This window comes from Lysobacter sp. CA196 (genome assembly GCF_052078695.1).
In the GTDB taxonomy this organism is placed as follows: Bacteria; Pseudomonadota; Gammaproteobacteria; order Xanthomonadales; family Xanthomonadaceae; genus Lysobacter.
In genome coordinates, this window is record NZ_JBQJIN010000040.1 from 1 (window position 1) to 17,668 (window position 17,668).

General features: G+C 67.0%; 17 protein-coding genes. 2 read left to right on the forward strand and 15 right to left on the reverse strand.

Annotation, left to right across the window (positions count from 1 at the left end; all coding sequences use genetic code 11):
• Nucleotides 1-443: 443 nt before the first annotated feature.
• The 5 genes from ACTOWK_RS22070 to ACTOWK_RS22090 form a co-directional block, all read right to left on the reverse strand.
• A complete protein-coding gene (locus ACTOWK_RS22070) occupies nt 444-650 on the reverse strand; it encodes a cold-shock protein (protein WP_031373678.1) in 207 nt (68 codons plus the stop codon).
• A 184-nt stretch (nt 651-834) separates the two neighbouring features.
• Entirely contained in the window at nt 835-1,593 is a 759-nt protein-coding gene (locus tag ACTOWK_RS22075) for an S-methyl-5'-thioinosine phosphorylase (protein WP_441332237.1), read from the reverse strand.
• 1 nt (nt 1,594) lies between these two features.
• Nucleotides 1,595-2,149 (reverse strand): hypoxanthine-guanine phosphoribosyltransferase, encoded by a 555-nt coding sequence (locus tag ACTOWK_RS22080; RefSeq protein WP_441332238.1) that lies wholly within the window; start codon nt 2,147-2,149, stop codon nt 1,595-1,597.
• Entirely contained in the window at nt 2,149-3,144 is a 996-nt protein-coding gene (nagZ, locus tag ACTOWK_RS22085) for a beta-N-acetylhexosaminidase (RefSeq protein ID WP_441332239.1), read from the reverse strand. Before nagZ ends, ACTOWK_RS22080 begins: the two co-directional genes overlap by 1 nt.
• A gap of 115 nt (nt 3,145-3,259) precedes the next feature.
• A complete protein-coding gene (locus ACTOWK_RS22090) occupies nt 3,260-3,790 on the reverse strand; it encodes a CYTH domain-containing protein (protein WP_441332240.1) in 531 nt (176 codons plus the stop codon).
• On the opposite strand from ACTOWK_RS22090, the gene ACTOWK_RS22095 reads away from it, so the two are divergent.
• Nucleotides 3,789-4,505: a hypothetical protein gene (locus ACTOWK_RS22095; RefSeq protein ID WP_441332241.1), complete on the forward strand. Its 717-nt coding sequence runs from the start codon at nt 3,789-3,791 to the stop codon at nt 4,503-4,505. The two genes, ACTOWK_RS22090 and ACTOWK_RS22095, sit on opposite strands and share 2 nt — an antisense overlap.
• A 139-nt stretch (nt 4,506-4,644) precedes the next feature.
• On the opposite strand, the gene rlmD is transcribed toward ACTOWK_RS22095, so the two are convergent.
• From rlmD to ACTOWK_RS22110, 3 genes are all read right to left on the reverse strand, one after another.
• Nucleotides 4,645-5,988 carry a 23S rRNA (uracil(1939)-C(5))-methyltransferase RlmD gene (rlmD, locus tag ACTOWK_RS22100; RefSeq protein WP_441332270.1) on the reverse strand — a complete coding sequence of 448 codons (1,344 nt, stop codon included), beginning with the start codon at nt 5,986-5,988 and terminating at the stop codon, nt 4,645-4,647.
• 218 nt (nt 5,989-6,206) lie between these two features.
• Nucleotides 6,207-6,830, reverse strand: a complete 624-nt coding sequence (locus tag ACTOWK_RS22105; protein ID WP_441332242.1) for a YdbL family protein — start codon at nt 6,828-6,830, stop codon at nt 6,207-6,209.
• 115 nt (nt 6,831-6,945) lie between these two features.
• Nucleotides 6,946-8,964 carry a hypothetical protein gene (locus ACTOWK_RS22110; RefSeq protein ID WP_441332243.1) on the reverse strand — a complete coding sequence of 673 codons (2,019 nt, stop codon included), beginning with the start codon at nt 8,962-8,964 and terminating at the stop codon, nt 6,946-6,948.
• Between the two features lie 45 nt (nt 8,965-9,009).
• Here ACTOWK_RS22110 and ACTOWK_RS22115 point away from each other — a divergent pair, with 45 nt between their 5' ends.
• On the forward strand, nt 9,010-9,741 hold the full coding sequence (locus ACTOWK_RS22115; protein WP_441332244.1) for a response regulator: 732 nt from the start codon (nt 9,010-9,012) through the stop codon (nt 9,739-9,741).
• Between the two features lie 91 nt (nt 9,742-9,832).
• On the opposite strand, the gene recO is transcribed toward ACTOWK_RS22115, so the two are convergent.
• The 7 genes from recO to ACTOWK_RS22150 all read right to left on the reverse strand — a co-directional run bounded on the left by recO (nt 9,833) and on the right by ACTOWK_RS22150 (nt 17,578).
• Nucleotides 9,833-10,588, reverse strand: coding sequence for a DNA repair protein RecO (gene recO, locus ACTOWK_RS22120; protein WP_441332245.1), 756 nt, complete (start codon nt 10,586-10,588; stop codon nt 9,833-9,835).
• 146 nt (nt 10,589-10,734) lie between these two features.
• On the reverse strand, nt 10,735-11,628 hold the full coding sequence (gene era / locus ACTOWK_RS22125) for a GTPase Era (RefSeq protein ID WP_031373667.1): 894 nt from the start codon (nt 11,626-11,628) through the stop codon (nt 10,735-10,737).
• Between the two features lie 190 nt (nt 11,629-11,818).
• Nucleotides 11,819-12,478: a ribonuclease III gene (gene rnc, locus ACTOWK_RS22130; protein WP_441332246.1), complete on the reverse strand. Its 660-nt coding sequence runs from the start codon at nt 12,476-12,478 to the stop codon at nt 11,819-11,821.
• Entirely contained in the window at nt 12,471-12,848 is a 378-nt protein-coding gene (locus tag ACTOWK_RS22135) for a DUF4845 domain-containing protein (protein WP_441332247.1), read from the reverse strand. The genes rnc and ACTOWK_RS22135 overlap by 8 nt, the downstream gene beginning before the upstream one ends.
• A gap of 90 nt (nt 12,849-12,938) precedes the next feature.
• A complete protein-coding gene (gene lepB / locus ACTOWK_RS22140) occupies nt 12,939-13,724 on the reverse strand; it encodes a signal peptidase I (RefSeq protein ID WP_441332248.1) in 786 nt (261 codons plus the stop codon).
• A gap of 231 nt (nt 13,725-13,955) precedes the next feature.
• The gene (gene lepA / locus ACTOWK_RS22145; RefSeq protein ID WP_441332249.1) at nt 13,956-15,749 is read right to left on the reverse strand and encodes a translation elongation factor 4; all 1,794 of its coding nucleotides are present in this window, start codon (nt 15,747-15,749) and stop codon (nt 13,956-13,958) included.
• 275 nt (nt 15,750-16,024) lie between these two features.
• Nucleotides 16,025-17,578 carry a Do family serine endopeptidase gene (locus ACTOWK_RS22150; protein ID WP_441332271.1) on the reverse strand — a complete coding sequence of 518 codons (1,554 nt, stop codon included), beginning with the start codon at nt 17,576-17,578 and terminating at the stop codon, nt 16,025-16,027.
• Nucleotides 17,579-17,668: the final 90 nt, after the last annotated feature.

Below are 17,668 nucleotides of genomic sequence, written 5' to 3' on the forward strand. Positions count from 1 at the left end.
GCGGCGGTACGAGCTGTCGCTTGGGCCACGAACAGCTCGACCAGCCTAAGTTGGTCTTTTTTTCTTATCCGACAACGACTTATCGCCATTTCGCATCCTAGATCGAATCCTTATCTAGGACAGCCCCCTTTCTTTTGCTAAGCCCAAAAGAAAAGTAACCAAAGAAAAGGGCTCCCCTTGCAAGGGCACAAGCCCGCGCGTTCGAAGCCGACGCAGGGATGCTCCAGACAGGCCATCCATGGCCTGCTTGCGCACGGCCCGCATCCTTGCGGGCCGCCCTACGGGTCTTCTCTTGACCGGCAAAGCGGCAAAGCAGATCAAAATCCTGGCAACAGCAACGGCCATAGCCACCACTGCGCACAAAGAAAAAGGCCCCGCCGGAGCGAGGCCTTGGAAACTGTCCGATTCGATCGGGCCAGCCATTGCCCCAAGGGGCAACGCAATCAAACCACCGGAGCCACTTCGGACGCTTGTGCGCCCTTGGGACCCTGGGTCAGCTGGTAGCTGACGCGCTGGCCTTCCTGCAGACTGCGGAAGCCTTTTGCGTTGATCGCGGAGAAGTGCACGAATACATCCGCGCTGCCATCTTCGGGAGAAATAAAACCGAAGCCCTTGGCGTCGTTGAACCACTTCACGGTGCCGTACTGCATATCCTTATTGACCTCATGCTGGATGCGTTGACGTGCGTCGTCGCTATGTGTGCCACGAGACGCATTGCGAGTATGCAAACTGTGCCGGTGGATGACAACGGCTCAGCGTGACCACATCCATCACGTAGTTCGCAGGGAAAACCGGCCACACCGCATCGGCGGGATTCGGTTTATGCGACTTCGATCACCTATCGAGCACGGCGCTCAGCAGCGCCGGCAGGCCGGCGGAGGCCACTGCGACGTTGTCGAGCACGTCCTGCAGGGTGATTACTTCGTCCGGATCGGGGCCGGCGCCGGCCGCCCAGTTGGCAACGATGGCCAGGCAGGCGTAATCGAGGCCCAGCTCGCGCGCGAGGCCGGCTTCGGGCATGCCGGTCATACCGACCAGGTCGCAGCCGTCGCGGCGCATGCGCACGATTTCGGCGCGCGTTTCCAGGCGCGGGCCCTGGGTGGCGCCGTAGCAACCGCCGTCGACCAGGGCCACTCCCGCGCCGTGCGCCGCGGCGATCACCGCCTGGCGCAAATTGCGGGTGTAGGGCTCGCCGAAATCGACGTGCAACACCTCGGTGCCGGGTTCTTCGCAGATCGTCGAAATGCGGCCCCAGGTGTAGTCGATCAGCTGATCCGGACAAGCCAGCACGCGCGGCCCGAACCGTTCGGTAATGCCGCCGACCGTATTGAGTGCGAGCACGCGCTGCGCGCCCAGGGCCTGCAAGGCGGCGAGATTGGCGCGGTAATTGACCTGATGCGGCGGCAGCGAATGGCCTTCGCCATGGCGCGCCAGGAAGGCGACACGGCGGCCGCCGAGCGTGCCGACCCGGACAGGGCCCGACGGCGCGCCATAGCGCGTCACCGGCTGGTGCGACTCGACGTCCTGCAACTCAGCGATGCGGTACAGGCCGGTGCCGCCGATCACGGCCAGGTCGATTGCCAGATCGCTCATCTCAATCCTTCAGTGCGTAGATCGCGGGCAGGTTGCGGCCCTGCTCGTGGAAATCCATGCCGTAGCCGAACACGTAGCGGTCCGGCACTTCTATGCCGACGTAGTCCGCGCGCAAACCTTCGACGCAACGGCCGTGGGCCTTGACCGCGAGCGCGGCGATGCGCACCTCGACCGCGCCCTGTTGCAGACACCAATCGCGGATCGCATGCAGGGTATGGCCCTCGTCGACGATGTCGTCGGCGAGCAGCACACGACGACCGCGCAAGGGCGTCGCCGGACGGTGCTTCCAGACCAGCTCGCCGCCGGAGGTCGCGCCGCGATAGCGCGTGGCATGCAGGTAATCGAATTCCAGGTCGAGGCCGCGTGCGCCGATTTCCATCGCCAACTGCGCGGCGAACGGCAGGCCGCCGTGCATGATCGTCAGGTACACCGGCACGCTGCCGGCGTAGTCGTTGCGGATCTTGCCGGCCATGCGCGCGATTTCGCGCTCGAGCGTGCGGCGGTCGAAAATCAGCTCGGCATCGGCGAGCGCAGCGGCCAGGTCGTGCGAAGTCATCAAGCCAATCCTTCCAGACGGTGGCGGGTTTCGCCGTAACGGGCGTCGGCGATCAGGCCGTCCCAGCCCATGGCGCCGCGGCCGATCAGGCCGGTCAACGCCGCGGTGTTGAGGCGACGGCCTTCGACCGCCGCCAACGATTCTTCGACCAGTTGCGGGTGACAGACCAACACCACGTCGCAACCGGCGTCCAGGTGCGCATCGATGCGCGCTTTGATGCCGCCGACCGAGAACGCGGCGGCCATACCGATGTCGTCGCTGAAGACGACGCCGCGGAACTGCATCTCGCCGCGCAGGATCTCCTCGATCCAGCGCCGCGAATAGCCGGCCGGTTCCGGCGCGACCGCCGGATATGACACATGCGCCATCATCACCGCATCGGCCTTGGCCTCGATGCCGGCGACGAACGGAATCAGATCGGTCGCGCGCAACTCGTCGAGGGTGCGCGGATCGACCGCTTCGTCGAAATGAGTGTCGGCCAGCACCGAGCCGTGGCCCGGAAAATGCTTGAGCGTCGCGGCCATGCCGCGCGCGTGCATGCCGCGTACGTAGGCGGCGGTGAACGCGGACACGACCTGCGGGTCGGCGTCGAAGGCGCGATTGCCGATCGCCAGATTGCCGCGGCCCAGGTCCACCACCGGGGCGAAACTCAGGTCGACGCCGCTGGCCTGCACCTCGCTGGCCATCAGCTGGGCGTGTTCCTCGGCCAGCTTTAGCGCGGCCTCGCGGTCGCTGGCGTAGAGCCGGCCGAACACGTCGAGCGGCGGCAGCGCGCTATAGCCCTCGCGGAAGCGCTGCACCCGCCCGCCTTCCTGGTCGACGCAGATCAGCTGCGGACGCGGTGCGGCCTGGCGGATCGCCGCCGACAGCTCGGCGACCTGGGCCCGGGAGGCGAAGTTGCGGCTGAACAGGATGACGCCGGCGCAGGCGTCGTGCTGCAACCAGTCGCGCTCCTGCGCGGTGAGTTCGGTACCGGCGACACCGATCACGAGCATGCGGAACTCCTGGAAAGAAGGCAGCGCTGGCTGCGCCGCGGCCATTGTCGCGCAGATGGCGCGACAGGCGTACCCCGCCCGTCTCCGGCCCCTTCAGGCGGCACCGGGCGCGGGCTCAGGCGGCGCTGCCGTGGCGCTCGGCCGGGCTCCACTGCGCGTACGGGCGGGTCGCCAGGGCCAGGTTGTAGTAGCGCGCCGAATCGGTGACCTCGGCGCCGGCCCACGCCGGGCGAGCGAAGACGGCATCGGCGTGGTCGAGCTCGATCTCGGCCACGACCAGACCGGCGTTGTCGCCGAGGAACTCGTCGACCTCCCACAGATGGCCTTCGTGTTCGACGTAGTGGCGACGCTTGTCGATCATGCCGCCGACGCACAGCGCGAGCAGGCTGCGCGCGTCCTCGACCGGAATCGGATAGTCGAACTCCTGGCGGGTGTGGCCGAGCTCGCGCGACTTGAGGTTCAAGAAAGCCTCGTCGCCGGCGATGCGCACCCGCACCGAGGCCTTCATCGCGGCGGCTCCGGCGAGCGGCGCATCCATCGCCGCCAGATCGTTGAGATAGCCCTGCGCCATCGGCACGACCTTGTGCGCGGCCGTGCGCCAAGCCTCGCCGACCACCAGGAATTTGCGTTCGATTTCTATGCCCATGCGCCATTATGACGCAGCCGCTGGATGCAGTCGCGCGGGTGCGTACACTGCGCGCTCCGCGGGCGCCGCCCGCCACTCCCGAGTTTCCGCACGGATGCCCGCTATCGCACTCACGACGCGCCTGATTTCTCTCGCCCTGCTGTCCGCTCCCGGCGCTGCGTTCGCCACCGATGCCGCACCCAGTCTGGATGAAGCCAAGGCCGCCTTCCGCCTCGGCATCGACGCGGAAATACGCAAGCAAACCAGCAAGGAATCGCCTTCGTTGTTGGCCGTGGCGATGCTGGAATCGATCAGGATCGCTGCCGTGCAGGGCTGCCAGGCGCTCGACGAAGCGCAGACCACCTGCATCCTCAGGATGGAAGGCAGCATCGGCGACGACTACACGGCCCTGCGTTTCCGTCGCGACGGCGCACAGTGGCACGTGGTCGAAGAGAAAGACATCGATGCGCCGCAACCGACGCTGGCGCGGGCGCAGGAACTGGTGCGCGAGCACTTGGTCCATCTCGGCGGCCGGGAGCAGGACCCGAAGGTTGCCGCCCAATTCAAGGAATTCGCCGCGACGCTTACCGTCGCCGCACTAGAGTCGTGCAAGCTTGAGCGCGATAACGACGCGGTCGAATGCCATGCCGACCTGGACACGCCGAGCCAGGGCAAGGGCTCGAAGCCGTTGCGTTTCCTTCTGCGGGGAACCGAGTGGTCGTTGTTGCCTGAGTGATCGGGCGAATCGCGCGATAGAGATCCAGACCGCGGTTGCGACGACACTTGCGAGATCGCGGTCGCGGCTCGCGCCGCTCCTACCCTGGAAGCGGCGCGCTATCGCAGTTTCGAAGCCACCCGGCTTGTGGGCTTCGGGCTCAACGCGGCTCGAACATTGCGATCGATTCGACGTGGGCGGTGTGCGGGAACATGTCCATCACCCCGGCGGCGCGCAGTTTCCAGCCCTTTTCGCGCACCAGATAGCCGGCATCGCGGGCAAGCGAAGCCGGATGGCAGCTCACGTAGACGATGCGCTTGAACTGCTTCAGCGGCAGCTGGGTCAGGACGAAATCGGCGCCCGAACGCGGCGGATCGAGCAACAGGCGGTCGAAGCCCTCGCGCATCCACGACTCGCCGCCGAGGTCTTTGCTCAGATCGGCGGCATGGAACTGCGCATTGGCCAGGCCGTTGTGTTCGGCGTTCTCGCGAGCGCGCCGCACCAGGCCGGCCTCGCCTTCGACGCCGACCACTTCGCGCACCGTGCGCGCCAGCGGCAAGGTGAAATTGCCGAGGCCGGCGAACAGGTCGAGTACGCGATCCTGCGGCTGCGGTTCGAGCAGGTCGATCGCGTGCTGGATCATGTGGCCGTTGAGGCCGGCATTGACCTGGATGAAGTCGAGCGGACGGAATTTGAGTTCCAGGTTCCACTGCGGCAGCGAGAACGCGAGCTTCGGCTCGGCCGGCCACAGCGCATGCACGCTGTCGATGCCGCCGGGCTGCAGGAACACTGCGAAGCCGTGGGCCTGGGCGAAGGCGACGATGGCCTCGCGATCGGATTCCGACAACGGCGCGAGGTGGCGGATGGTCAGCGCCACGCCGGTGTAGTCCGGCGTGGGATCGCCGGCGATGAACTCGACCTGCGGAATTTCGCGACGCGCCTGCAAGCCGTCGATCAACCCGGCCAAGGCCGATATCCTGTCGCCGATCAGCGGGATCACGGTCTCGCAGCGTGCGATGTCGGCGACGAAACGCGGATCGGTCTCGCGGAAGCCGACCAAGGTCTTGTCCTTCTTCTCGACCCGGCGCACCGAGAACCGGCCCTTGCGGCGATAACCCCAGGCCGCATCGGTCAGTGCCGGCAGCACGCGCTCGGGCACGACGTGGCCGATGCGCTCCAGGTTGTCCATCAGCACGCGCTGCTTGGCGAGGATCTGCTTGTCTTCGGCCAGATGCTGCAAGGCGCAGCCGCCGCAGACGCCGAAATGGGCGCAGCGCGGCGCGACCCGGTCGGGCGCGGCTTCGAGCACTTCCAGCGTCACCGCCTCGTCGAAGCTGCGCGAACGCGCGGTCTGCTTGGCCATGACGCGTTCGCCCGGCAGGGCGCCGGCGACGAATACGGCCTTGCCGTCGGGACGCCGGGCGACGCCGCGGCCGTCATGAGTGAAGTCGGTGATCGCGACTTCGAAAGGGGTTTGATCGATGCGGGCCACAGCTGCTGGCAGGAATCAAGGCCGGCTATTGTCGCAGATTCGGGACTTGGCTCGGGACTCGGGACTCGGGACTCGGGACTCGGGACTCGTAGGAGCGTCGTGGCTTAGTGTCTGGAGCACAAGTCCGACACGCAAAAGCAAAGGCCCGCAGATGGCGGGCCTTTGCTGTGGCTTGACCGAATCCCGAGTCCCGAGTCCCGAGTCCCGAGTCCCGAGTCCCGAGTCCCCGATTATTTCTGCTTCCAACCGCCACCAGCATCCTGGTACCACCAGCCGCCCTTGGCGCTGTCGATCCACTGGCGCGCGAACACCTGGCGGATCTGCGCTTCCCATTCCGGGTGGCCGTTGGCGACGGCGATTTCGCGATAGACCGCGGACGAATCGCGGCCCTGGTCGGCCACCGCCTGGTTGACCGCGACGCGCTCGGCGAGCGGGATCTTGGAGGCGTCGCGCACGCTGACGGTGCCACTGTTGGTGAAGCCCAGCGCGCCGGAGTCGAAATGCGCGCGCAACTGGCCGTCGAAGCGCGAGGCCATGCGCGACTGGATCGCCTGGATCGCGGGGGTCTTGATCGAGATGTCGGGCGACTGCGCCTGGGCGCTGCCGATGCCGACCAGCGACCACCAGTCGACCCGGCCGGCGAGTCGGTCCAGTTGCAAGGCCGGGCGCTCAACCGAGGCGCTGCCGCCGGGCTTGCCGGGCTCGGCCTTGGATTCGACCGGCGTGTCGCCGATGACCTTCTCGACGAATTCCTTGGCGGCTTCCTTGGCCTCGGCGGCCGGGAAGTAAACATTGATCGTCACGCAAGCCGTCAACATCACGGCAGCGACCGGTATTCCCATCCAACGGCGCATGAGCGGGTCCTTTCGGTTATGCGCGTCCTGCGCGGCATCCCGCGCATCCGGCGCGGGCTGAACGAATGGCGCCTATTGAAGCACGACGCCGCGATGGGACAAGGCTGGCATGGCGTCACTGAACCACGGGTTTGACCTCGCCCTTGCTCACCGCCTCCAGGCGTTCGAGCAAGGTCGGCCAGTCGACCCGACGGTTGTAGCCGACCACGTCCAGGTGCGGCACGCCGGCCCCCTGGACGATGACGAAACCCTGGTTCTTGGCCGGCCCGAGCCCGCCCATGTAGCAGACCTCGTCGGCCAGGCGGCAGGAAATGCCGATGCGGGCATAGCCGAAGTCGTCGAAGAAACCGATCAGGCGGTCCTGCAGACTGCCGACGAACGACGAATCGCCGACGCTGGACAGGTCCTGTACCGCGCGCTGGCTGATACGCTGGCGCACGCCGCGGGCCTTGCGGGTGTGCAGCTCGGCGTCGAACGCGACCGGCTGCCAGTCGACCAGACGCAGTTGATCGATGCGCCCGTGGAGCCGGCCGGTGATGCTGCCGAAGCCGAACACCCCGGTCAGCGATTCCAGGTCGAGGTTCTCCAGGGCGAGGTCGGAACTCAAGGTCGGCGCGACCCCGAACGGGCGTTCCATCGCCAAAGAAGACACCGCCACGGTGCCGCCGAACAACTGCATGGTCAGGCCGCCGGCGAGTTCGAGCCGGTCGTCGGCATAGTGCGCTTCGGGCAGGCGGCCACTGAGCTCACCGGTGAACGCGGGCCAGTCCAGGGCCTTGGACAGCTGGGCCACATCGAGCCGGTCGAGGTTGAGGCCGAAGCGCACGTCCAGGCCCTTGCCGCCCGACGGCGGGCGCAGGCGCAGGCCATCGAAACCGGCACGGCCGCCGAGCATCGGCAGCGACACCGCACGGGTCAGGCGCAACTCGCCGCCACCGCTGGAAAACGGCAGGCGCACCGCGCCGAAACCGAGCCCGTACAACTCGCCGCCACGCCAGCCCAACTCGCTGTCGACCGCGGCATCGGCGGAGTAACTGACGGCGCCGTCGAGGCCATCGAAACGGAATCGCCCCTGGGCATCGTCGATCGATACGTCGCTCAGGATCGCTTCGGCCATTCGCAACTCGTCGCCGCTCATGCGCAAACGCGCCTGCGCCGTACCGGTCAGTTCGAGTTTGGCCAAGCCGGCCAGGCCGAGGAAACCGGACAGATAACCATCGCGCAACGGCGCGAGGTCGGCGCTGCGCAGATTCAGATCGAGCTCGGCCAGCGTGGCGTCCGGCGTCAACGCGGCGCTGCCGTCGACTGCGAGGATGCCGTCGTCGCGCCACGACAATCGCGGCAGGCGCCAACCCTCCCCCGGTTGTTGCGTCGCCTCGATCGACAACGCGACCGGTCGCCGCTGCAACGAAATGTAGGCATTGCCGAACAGCAATTCGCCGCCTTCCAGGCGGCCGTCGACGAGGACGCGGTCGCGACGATCGAGTTCGCTTTCGATCCGCAGTCGCGCGCCGAGATTCTCGGCGGCGATCGAGCCGTCGGGCGTATCCAATGCCCCGCCGCTCAGTTGCAAGGGGCCGGCGATGCGCAACGGCTGCTTCGCCGGCGCGGTGATGGCCAGTTTCCCGTCGAGGCTGCCGCCCTTGATCCGCCCGTCCGGCCAGGCCTGGGCCACCAGGGCCTGGGCCCAGACCAGCGGCACCCGGGCGAGGTCGATCCGGGTCAAGTCGGGCGCGGCCACATCGCGATGCAGCGACAACACGCTGGCGCCCTGGCTCAAACGCGCATCGGTGGTGGCGACGCCGAGGTCGAGCGCCAGCCGCAGGGGCCGGCCCCCGCCGCCGCGCAAATCGCCGTCGCAACGCCAGCCTCCGCGGCCGTCGCGCTGCAGCGGACAACGCCAGACCAGGTCGCGGTATCGATAGCCCAGGTCCGGCGCCACGACCCGGCCGGCCTGCAACTGCAACTCGCCCTGCACGGCCTGCGCCGGCCACGACAGCCGCACCCGCACGTCTTCGAGCGTGGCCACGGCGGTGCTGACCCGCGCGATTCTGGCGTTCAGTGTCGCCGCCCCAACATCGGCCGACACCGCCCAAACCAGGGGCAGCGACAAACCGATCAGGAGGCGTAACATGGTCCGCAGCATGGAAGCAGGATAGCGGGCGGAAGCGAACCGGCAATGAAGACATCCCCAGTCCCACGCATCTTGCTGGTCGAGGACGACCCGACCAGCCGCGCTTTCCTGACCGCCGCGGTCGAGGCCGTGCCTGCCGAAGTCGACGGCGTCGACACGCTCGCTGCGGCGATGGCACTCGGCAATGCCGAGGACTACCAACTCTGGCTGTTCGATGCCCACCTGCCCGACGGCAGCGGCATCGATCTGCTCAGGCGTTTGCGCGAGCGCCATCCGGGCACGCTGGCGGTCGCCCATACCGCAACCGGCGAAACCGAAGTGCGCGACCGGCTGATCGCCTCGGGCTTTGCCGAGGTGCTGGTAAAACCATTGCCCGCGGTCGCGGTGCGCGCCGCGGTCCGTCGCCTGCTCGGCCTGCCCGAACGCGATGTCGCGATGGCACTGTCGTCGATCGGCGATGCCGATGCGCCGATCTGGGACGACGACGTCGCCGCTCGCGCGCTCAACGGCAACCGCGCCCATATCGCGACCCTGCGCGAGCTGTTCACCCAGGAGCTGCCGAACGCTCGGCGCTCGATCTCCAGCGCAGCCGTACTCGGCAATGTCGACGCCATGCGCGGCGAGCTGCACAAACTGCGCGCGAGCTGCGGCTTCGTCGGCGCCGCACGCCTGGCGCAGGCGGTGCAGGAATTGCAGGCGCAGCCGGATTCGTCGTTGCTGTTGGCGCAATTCGATCGGGCCGCGCAGGACACCGTCGCACCGCCCGCCGCGGGCTGAATCGTTCGGCTCCGGCTTGCGGTTCGAACCAGCCAGAAAGTCGAGCGTAAGCGCACGCATCTGGCCGGATATTTCCGCAAGGCCAATTCGCTCAGCCGGTTTCGTCGTCGCGCCGCACTTCGCGCTTCGGCGCCACCCGCGCCAGATCCGCCAACAGCTCCCAGGATTTCAGGCCGCGCGGGCCGAGATGGTGCACGAGCACCGAGCGCATGGCCTGACGCAGGCCCGGCAGATCGGTCGCTTCCGGTGCGCTGTCGTAGGCGAGCGCGAGCAAGGCTCGACCGGTCGCGGCGGCGCTGCGTTCGCCGTGGCCGCGATCGCTGAGCATGCGCCGCGGCCCCTGCTCGGGGTCGAGCCGATAGCGCGCGGCCGGATCGATCGCGACACCCTCGGCGTCGACGCTCCAGTCGAAGCCCGAGCCGAGCGCATCGAGCAAATCGCGCTCGAAACAGCGCAGGGTCCAGGCCAATCCTTCGTCCGGCAGACGCGCACGGGTGCGGCCGTAGAGCTCGTACAGTTCCGGGAACGGGTCGTTGCGCTGCAGCAGACGCAGCAACAACTCGTTGATATAGAAACCGGCCAGCGCGACCTCGCCGTCGAAACGCGGTGCCGCATCCAGGGCTTCGGCCGAAATCAACCGGGCCAGTTCGCCGCGCAGCAGCGCATCCAGGCGGATGTGCTGGAACGGCTGCAAGGCCGCGCGCAGCACCTGCCGCTTCGGCCCCTGCACGCCGCGCGCGACCAGGCCGATGCGTCCGTGGTGCTCGCTCAGCACTTCGACCAACAAGCTGGTCTCGCGCCAGGGGCGCGTGTACAACACGTAGGCGGATTCGGCGGTCAGGTGCATAAGAGCCGGGAATGGGGAATGGTTAGAGCCGGGGCCGCGACCTGAAAGATTTTCGCTCTATCGATTTACCCTGAGACAGTCGCGTCGCCAGCACCGATGCTGGCGCCTCTTACTGTACCGACTCCCCTATTCCTTATTCCCCGGCCTCACTCATACCCCAACTGCCGCAACGCCGCTTCGTTGTCGGACCAGCCTTCGCGCACGCGCACCCAGGTTTCCAGGAAGACCTTGGACCCGAACAGGCGCTCCATCTGCACCCGCGACTTGGCGCCGATCTCGCGCAGGCGCGAACCGGCCTTGCCGATCACGATCGCTTTCTGGCCTTCGCGCTCGACCCAGATCACCGCGCCGATGCGCAGCAGCTCGCCGTCGACGACGAAGCGCTCGATCTCGACCGTAGTCGCGTACGGCAGCTCTTCGCCGAGCTGGCGCATGAGTTGTTCGCGGACCATCTCGCCGGCCAGAAAACGCTGGCTCTTGTCGGTGATCTCATCTTCGCCGTACAGCGCTTCCTGTTCCGGCAGCAAGGACAGCACGGTCTTGACCAGAGCGTCCAGGCCCTTGCCCTTGAGCGCCGAGATCGGATGCACGCTGGCGAAGTCGCGGCCTTCGCTGACCTTCGCCAGATACGGCAGCAGCACGGTCTTGTCGGTGATGCGGTCGACCTGGTTGACCACCAGGACCACCGGCAGGCCGGCGCCGCGCAGGGCATCGAACGCCAGCGTGTCCTCGTCGTCCCACTGCCCGGCGCGCACCACCAGCAAGGCCGCATCGACGCCTTCGAGGGCGCCGCGCGCGGCGCGGTTCATCATCCGGTTCATGGCCCGCTTCTGTTCGCGGTGGATGCCGGGGGTATCGACCAGCAATAGCTGGCCTTCGGGAAAGGTGGCGATGCCGAGCAAACGGTGGCGGGTGGTCTGCGGTCGCGGTGAGACAATGCTGACCTTGGCCCCGACCAGGGCATTGACGAGGGTGGATTTGCCGACGTTGGGACGGCCGATGACGGCGACGTGGCCGGCGCGATGTGAAGAGGAAGTCATGGGGGAATTGTCCGCCTGGGCGGTGGGAACAGCAAATCGGCTCGTGGCCGGAAAGCGTCATGCCGCGAACCAAGCCGCGCTTGCCTAGTTAGGACGGGACTCAACCCGGCCTCTACGATGCTCAAATCGAGTCCCGAGTCCCAAGTCCCAAGTCCCAAGTCCCAAGTCCCGATCCCGCTCCGTCCGGGCCTCAATCCGCCTTGAGCTGGCGCAGCACGTCCTCGGCGGCGATCTGCTCGGCGGCGCGGCGCGAGCCGGCCTCGCCCACCGCGCTGAGCGGCGGCTGGGTCGACACGCAGCTGACCTGGAAGGTCTTGGCGTGGTCTTCGCCGCTTTCGGCGATCAGGGTGTACACCGGCAGCGGCTTCTGCCGCCCCTGCAGCCATTCCTGCAACCGGGTCTTGGCGTCCTTGCCGACCTTGTGCGGCGGCGGCAGGGCTTCCATCGCCGCGGCGAACCAAGGCAGGACCTCGGCGCGGCAGGCTTCGAAGCCGGCATCCAGATAAATCGCCGCGACCACGGCTTCCAGGGCATCGGCGAGGATCGAGTCGCGGCGGTGCCCGCCGGACTTCATTTCGCCGGGGCCGAGGGTCAGTTTTGCGCCGAGTTCGAGCGTACGCGCGATCGGCGCCAACGCCGACTCGCGCACCAGTTCGGCGCGGGCGCGGGTCAGGGCGCCCTCATCGGCCTGCGGCCAACGCTGATACAGCGCCTCGGCCACCATCAGGTTCACCAGTGCATCGCCCAGGAACTCGAGACGCTCGTTATGCGGGGCCCCGGCGCTTCGATGCGTCAGGGCCTGCTCCAGCAATCCCGGGTTCGCAAAGCGATGCGTGAACGAATCAGTCACCGTCTTTCGTGCGCAGTTGCTGCACCGCGTTGAAGTGACCGACCACGTCGAGGTTGGCGATCAGCGGACGGCGCACTTCGTAGTCCACGGTGATTTCCATGCCCTCATCGTTGCGCACGATCTTGAAGTCCGCCGGCTTCACGCTCTCGACATAGCTCATGTCCATGCGGCGGAAGAACAGGTCGCGGGCCTTGGCGCTGTCCATCCGACCGGCGCCCGGCTCCTTGGCCAGGTCCGCCAGCGAACGCTTGACCGAATAGAACTCCGTATACATCGGCACCAGCTTCATGCCCATGTAGGCGAATACGCCGACCACGGCCAGCAGGAGAATGAACCCAATCAGGGTGATGCCGCTCTGGTTACGCTTCATGCCTTCGATCCCCAGTTGATCAATATGCCGGGCCCGGACGTGCCCGATGCACGCGCGAACCTCGTCCCCATCCGCACCGGCGTGGCGCCGTTACGGAATGCTGCTGCCGATGCGCGAGAAATCCACGCCCCCATCGAAATTCATCCAGATCAGGAACGCCTTGCCGCGCAGGTTCTGTTCCGGCAGGAAGCCCCAGTATCGGCTGTCCTCGCTGTTGTCGCGATTGTCGCCCATCACAAAATACTCGCCCTGCGGCACGACCCATTCGCCCTCGCCCTGGTCCAGCAGCGGCGATTCGGCGCGCAGCAGGATGCGATGGACGTGGTTGCCGACCTGTTCGCGCAGTTCCTGGGCGCCGGTCATCTCGGTGCCGTTGCCGCGGCCCTGGTAGGTGCCGATCGGGGCATACAGGATCGGTTCGCCGTTCACGGTCAAGCGGCCATCGCGGTAGCTGACCTTGTCGCCCGGCAGGCCGATGATGCGCTTGATCCAGTCCTGCTCGGGGTGGTGCGGCGGGCGAAACACGACCACGTCGCCGCGCGCCGGCTCGCCCATCGCGAGGACCTTGCGGTTGGTGATCGGCAGGCGCAGGCCGTAGGTGAACTTGTTGACCAGGATGAAGTCGCCGGTCAACAGCGTGGGCATCATCGAATTCGAGGGGATCCGGAACGGCTCGGCGATGAAGCTGCGCAGGATCAGCACCACGAACAACACCGGGAAGAACGCCTTCGAATAGTCGACGACGATCGGCTCCTTGCCGTCGTCGAGCAGGCCCTCGCGCGCGGCGCGGCGCTTGGCCAGGACCAGCTTGTCGAGCAGCCAGACGACGCCAGTGAATATCGTCAGCGACACCAGTGCGATTTCGAACCAACGCATTGCCGTTTCCTTGCGGTGTTGTGAGCCGGAGCCGAGAAACGCAGTCGACGGGCCGAACGTAATGCGCGACCGGCCATGACGGCTCGATTGCGTTGCGCCTGTCCCTACCGCTGCCTACCCTCGCCGTCCGATGATCTTACGGAAATTCCCTGAGCGATCTTCGCAAGCGCCTCGTGCCGGATCGGGCACGACCGCGGTTCCTCAACCCTCAATCCCTTTTCCGCCGTTCGCTTACTTGTCGCCGGTGGACAGCACCGCGAGGAAGGCTTCCTGCGGAATCTCCACGCGACCGACCTGCTTCATCCGCTTCTTGCCCTCTTTCTGCTTCTCGAGGAGCTTCTTCTTGCGGCTGATGTCGCCACCATAACATTTGGCCAAAACGTTCTTGCGCATGGCCTTGACCGTGCTGCGGGCGATGACCTGCGAGCCGATCGCGGCCTGGATGGCGACGTCGAACATCTGCCGCGGGATCAGGTCCTTCATCTTCTCGCACAGGTCGCGGCCGCGCCGGTCGGCATGGCTGCGATGCACGATGATCGACAGCGCATCGACCTTGTCGCCGTTGATCAGCGTGTCCACGCGCACGAACGGGCCTTCCTGGAAACGCAGGAAGTGATAGTCCAGCGAGGCGTAGCCGCGCGAGACCGACTTGAGCTTGTCGAAGAAATCCAGAACGACCTCGGCCATCGGCAGCTCGTAGCTGATCTGCACCTGGCTGGCCATGTAGGTGATGCCGATCTGCACGCCGCGCTTTTCCTCGCACAGCTTGATCACGTTGCCGATGTAATCCGGCGGGGTGAGGATGTTGGCGCGGATCACCGGCTCGCGGATTTCCTGGACCAGGTTCAACTGCGGCAGCTTGGCCGGGTTGTCCATCGGCATCACGCTGCCGTCGGTCTTGAGCACTTCGTAGATCACCGTCGGCGCGGTGCTGATCAGGTTGAGATCGTATTCGCGCTCCAGGCGCTCCTGCACGATCTCCATGTGCAGCATGCCGAGGAAGCCGCAGCGGAAACCGAAGCCCATGGCCTCGGAGCTTTCCGGCTCGAAACGCAGCGCGGCGTCGTTGAGGCGCAGCTTTTCCAGGGCTTCGCGCAGCGCCGGATAGTCCTCGGCGTCGACCGGGAACAGGCCGGCGAACACGCGCGGCTGCATTTCCTGGAAACCCGGCAGCGGCTTGGGTGCGGGGTCGCTGGCCAGGGTCAGAGTGTCGCCGACCGGCGCGCCGTGGACGTCCTTGATGCTGGCGTTGATCCAGCCCACTTCGCCGGCGCCGAGCTTGGCCAGGTCTTTGCGCTTCGGGGTAAACACGCCGACCTTGTCGACCAGGTGGGTACGGCCGGTCGACATGACCAGGATCTTGCTGCCCGGGACGATCTCGCCCTGCATGACGCGCACCAGCGAGACCACGCCGAGGTAGTTGTCGAACCACGAGTCGATGATCAGCGCCTGCAATTTGTCGGTATCGCGCGGCTTCGGCGGCGGGATTCGCTTGACGATCGCTTCCAGCACCAGGTCGACATTGAGGCCGGTCTTGGCGCTGATCGCGACCGCGTCCTCGGCGTCGATGCCGATCACCGCCTCGATCTCGGCCTTGGCGCGCTCGACATCGGCGGTGGGCAGGTCGATCTTGTTGAGCACCGGCACGACTTCCAGGCCCTGCTCCACCGCGGTGTAGCAGTTGGCCACCGACTGCGCTTCCACGCCCTGGGCGGCGTCGACGACCAGCAGGGCGCCTTCGCAGGCGGCCAGCGAGCGGCTGACTTCATAGCTGAAGTCGACGTGCCCGGGGGTGTCGATGAAGTTGAGCTGGTAGACCTGCCCGTCCTTGGCCTTGTAGGGCAAAGAGACCGACTGGGCCTTGATGGTGATGCCGCGTTCGCGCTCGATCGGATTGGAATCGAGCACCTGCGCTTCCATCTCGCGCGCTTCGAGACCTCCGCACAGCTGGATGATGCGGTCGGCGAGCGTCGACTTGCCATGGTCGACGTGGGCGATGATCGAGAAGTTTCTGATGTGTTGCATGCGAGGCGACGCGAAGCTCGCCGGTTCCAGGAAAATTAACGGGAGATTATCGCATAGGCCCCGGCGCTGACGGCAGTTCCCGTGCCGCGCCGGCGGGCGCGGCTCAGAAAGCCCGTTGCAGGCCCACCGGGACCGTGTCCGCGGCCGCGGACCGTTGCGCGAGCGCCCGGTGCGAACGCCCCGGCACGGGCCGCCCGACGCTTATCCGGCTGGCCCGGCCGCGGTTCCGGCCCGGCGGCGCTGATGGACGCCTCAAGCCGGACCGCGGCTGCGGATCATTTTTCCGCGCTGGTCTCGACCGCGATGAACTGGGTCTGGCCGCCGCGGCGCACGAGCAACATCGCCACTTGACCCGACTTGATCTCGGCCAGGGCCCGGGTCAACGCCGCCACGCTGCCGACCGGATTCCGGCCGACCGCCACGACCACATCCCCGGGGCGCACGCCGGCCTCGCTGGCCGCCTCGCCCGGATCGCGCACCACCACCCCTTCGCCCGGCTTCAGGCCCAGGCGCTGGCGGGCGGCGGGGTCGACTTCCTGGGCCACCAGACCCAGGACATTTCCGCCTTCGCGCGAAGGCCCGGCATCGTCGCCCTGGCCCGCCGCATCGCCGCTCGCGAGCGCACCGTCGACGTTCAGCTCGTTGACCGCCACCACCAATTCGATCGTCTTGCCGGCTCGGAACACGCCCAGACGGGCCTTGGAGCCCGGCGGCAGGTTGCCGATCAACGGCGGCAGGTCGCTGGAGTCGTACACCGGAGTGCCGTTGACCGAGCGCACCACGTCGCTCGGCGTCAGGCCGGCCTTGTCGGCCGGACCGCCCGGCAGCACCTGCGAGATCAAGGCGCCACTGCTGTCCGGCATGGACAGGGCGGCGGCCTTTTTCGCATCCAGCGGCTGCACCACCACACCGAGCTGACCACGACTGACCTTGCCCTTGGCGCGCAATTGCTCGGCCGAGTTCATCGCCACATCGATCGGGATCGCGAAGCTCACGCCCATGTAGCCGCCGGAGTTCGAGAAGATCTGCGAATTGATGCCGACCACTTCGCCGCTGGTATTGAGCAGGGGACCGCCCGAGTTGCCCTGGTTGATCGCAACGTCGGTCTGGATGAAGGGCACGTAGCGCTGGTCGGCATAGGGGTTGCTGCGCCCGACCGCGCTGACGATGCCGGCGGTGACCGAATGGTCGAGGCCGAACGGCGAGCCGATCGCGACCACCCACTGCCCGGCCTTGGTCTGGCCGGCGCCGGCGGCGCGCAGGAACGGCAGGCCCTTGGCGTCGATCTTGAGCAGGGCCACGTCGGACTGCTCATCGCTGCCGATCACCTTGGCCTTGAGCTCGCGGCGGTCGGTCAGCTTGACCGTGACCGTGTCGGCGCCGTCGACGACGTGATGGTTGGTCAGCACGTAGCCGTCCTGCGAAATCAGGAAACCGCTGCCGATCGAACGACCGCCGCCGCGCGGCTGGCGCGGGCCCTGTTGACCCGGCCCGGGCATGCCCGGCATGCCTTCCGGGCCGAAGAAGCGGCGGAAGAATTCGGGAATCTGCTCTTCGTCCGGCATGCCGCCGCCGCGCGCCACCCGCTTGGGGGTGACTTCGGCGCTGATGTTGACCACCGCCGGGCCGACCCGCTGTACGAGGTTGGTGAAATCCGGCAGGCCGGCGACCAGGGGAGCGGCGGGCGTCGCCGACGGCGGCGGCGCGATCGGGGTGGTCGGCGCCTGCGCCGTGCAGGCCACCGGCAGCGCGGCGATGATCGCGCCGACCAGGGCCAGGGAATGCAGCGGACGGCTGCCGGCTGCGGTGCTCTTCGGAAGGCTGTTCATCAGGGGACGGATCATGGAAGCGGCCTCGAAACGACGTGGATTTTCCGGGAAAAAGACGACAGGTCGCCTTGCGCGGCGAAACCGCGCATT